The organism is Dietzia sp. HMSC21D01 (genome assembly GCF_001815995.1).
Lineage (GTDB): Bacteria > Actinomycetota > Actinomycetes > Mycobacteriales > Mycobacteriaceae > Dietzia > Dietzia cinnamea.
This window is the reverse complement of the sequence record NZ_KV824050.1, coordinates 1-2,020: the sequence shown is the minus strand read 5'-3', so window position 1 is coordinate 2,020 and position 2,020 is coordinate 1. Positions and strand designations below refer to the sequence as shown.

Below are 2,020 nucleotides of genomic sequence, written 5' to 3'. Positions count from 1 at the left end.
ACTTCACTAGTAGTGCCTACTGTGTGTGGCGGTTTAAGCGAGCGACAGCGAGGATGATCTAGCACGGCCGGTGCTAGATGTGGTGCGGCGATCGGGGACCAGGACGGCGCGACGATGACGGCGGCATGGTGGTTGGGCATTGCGGCACGATGGGTGGGGCAATAGGGTCGGGTGTCATGGCGGCTACCAAGACTGATTCACGTTCACAGACCGCACGCGCGAGGGCTCGTCAGGCGATGGCCGACGAGCTGGAGCGGGCACGCAAGCGTGAGGCCAAGTTGGTCGCGGTGTTCTCGGCGATCGATGCCCGCGATGACGCGCAGATCGCCCTCGGTCAGGCGCTGGTCGAGCTTCGGGACCTGGGCGTGGTGCAGGCCGATCTGGCGGAGATGACCGGACTGTCTGCCCGCGAGGTCGGGGCGGCGATCCGCGCCGCCAAGGACAGCACCACCGTCACCGACGACACGGTCAACGATGCCGACGGCGGTGACACGCCAGCGGCGGATCAGACCTCGGCGGACACCAACGGTGACCAACAGCACTGAGCCCGTCTCCGGCGGATGGTTCGAGGACATCCCGCTGCCGGGAATGGACGCCCGTCCCCGGCCCCGACCTGCCGCGAGGCGGTCCAGGCCGTACGACTCGACGCTGCCTCCGACCGAGGCGGCGATTGCCGCGTTTGAGTCCCGTGTCGTGCGCGCCCCGGGGGAGGGATGCCACATCTGGACCGGCGCCATCTCCGACGGGTACGGACGGATCACCTGGCGACAAGGCGGCGTCAGCAGAACCGAGTACGCGCACCGCTTCGCCCTCCTAGTCGCCGGCCAATTGACCGCCGAGGCGATCGGTGAGCACCGCTGCAACGAACCCTTGTGCGTGCGCGTAGACCCGGACCATCTCATCGCCTCAACCCAATCAGCGAACCTGCTCTACGCGGTCGCCTGCGGACGCACCGGCATCATCCGCAACACCACCGAACGCCACGACCGGCACGCCCGCTCCCTCGCGGTCCGCGACGCGGTCGCCGGCGGCTGGAACCCCAAGGCCTACGCCCAAGCTTGCGGCAACACCGCACCACTAGACGAGCCCCCACTGTTCTAGAATCGTCTCCAAACACCTACAGCAATGGCCCCACCGAAGAGGTGGGGCCATAGCTGTATCGGTCGGGGTGGGAAGTGTCAGCGGGCGGCCGCCATGCGTCTCTGGCGGCGCAACTGCCAGTAACGCGGAATCGCCCACCGCAACGGCGTCTTGTCGATCACCACCAGCGCCAGACGCGACCGGTAATGCACGTCATTGCGGACCGCGAACGACCAGTGCCCGACAAACCACGCCACCATCCCCAACGCCATCACCGTCGGCGCCCAGGAGCTCGACTGCACCACCCCACAGAAGCCGATCACGGCGCAGATGCCTCCGATGCCGCGCGCCAGCGGCGGCACCAAAAGCGAGGCCACCGCGACCACCACCACGGCCTGTACCGCGGTCTGCAGATCCCACATGACGCCCCCCGTGTTGGCGTTCCGGCTGTTACGACCCGAACTCAACCGGCGGAGCTCCGAGCCGCTTGTTCATTGCCTGTCCTGCTTTGTCAGTGTGCTCGCCCGGTCCGACACGACAAGACCATCACGGTGCGGATCGCTACTTGTCCTCGTCGGCCTGCCCGGAGGAACGAAACGCGTCCAACAGTTCACGCAAGGTGTCCGAAGTGGCCTCGGCCCGCACCCGGGCACGGTCGGCCTCCTCGGCCTGGACGCGCGCCTGCTCCGCCTCACGCTGCATCGTCTCGAGTTGCTGGCGGACCTGGGCCAGCTCGGTGCGCAGCTGCTCGGCGTCCCGGACCGCCTCCTCCCTGGCCGCGTCGGCGTCTGCTTGTTGCGCGGTGGCGGTCTCCGCCGCGGCGAGGGCGTCGGCCTCGCCGGTGCGCGCGGCATCGAGCGCCACCGCAGTGGCCTCGTCTGCCTGCTCGGCGGCGCGCTTCCACGCCGCCGCCCACACCGAGGCCACCATCGCCGACATC

Annotated in this window: 4 protein-coding genes; 2 read left to right on the top strand and 2 right to left on the bottom strand. The window is 68.5% G+C overall.

Annotation, left to right across the window (positions count from 1 at the left end):
• Positions 1–236: 236 nt before the first annotated feature.
• Together HMPREF3086_RS14180 and HMPREF3086_RS14175 are read left to right on the top strand one after the other, a co-directional pair.
• Positions 237–545, top strand: a complete 309-nt coding sequence (locus tag HMPREF3086_RS14180; RefSeq protein WP_070722503.1) for a hypothetical protein — start codon at positions 237–239, stop codon at positions 543–545.
• Positions 529–1,101 (top strand): hypothetical protein, encoded by a 573-nt coding sequence (locus HMPREF3086_RS14175; RefSeq protein ID WP_070722502.1) that lies wholly within the window; start codon positions 529–531, stop codon positions 1,099–1,101. Before HMPREF3086_RS14180 ends, HMPREF3086_RS14175 begins: the two co-directional genes overlap by 17 nt.
• Before the next feature lie 77 nt (positions 1,102–1,178).
• Here the strand turns inward: HMPREF3086_RS14175 and HMPREF3086_RS14170 are convergent, their stop codons facing one another.
• Positions 1,179–1,502 carry a hypothetical protein gene (locus HMPREF3086_RS14170; RefSeq protein ID WP_070722500.1) on the bottom strand — a complete coding sequence of 108 codons (324 nt, stop codon included), beginning with the start codon at positions 1,500–1,502 and terminating at the stop codon, positions 1,179–1,181.
• Between the two features lie 139 nt (positions 1,503–1,641).
• On the bottom strand, positions 1,642–2,020 hold a 379-nt coding region (locus HMPREF3086_RS14165), incomplete at its 5' end, for a hypothetical protein (RefSeq protein ID WP_070722498.1).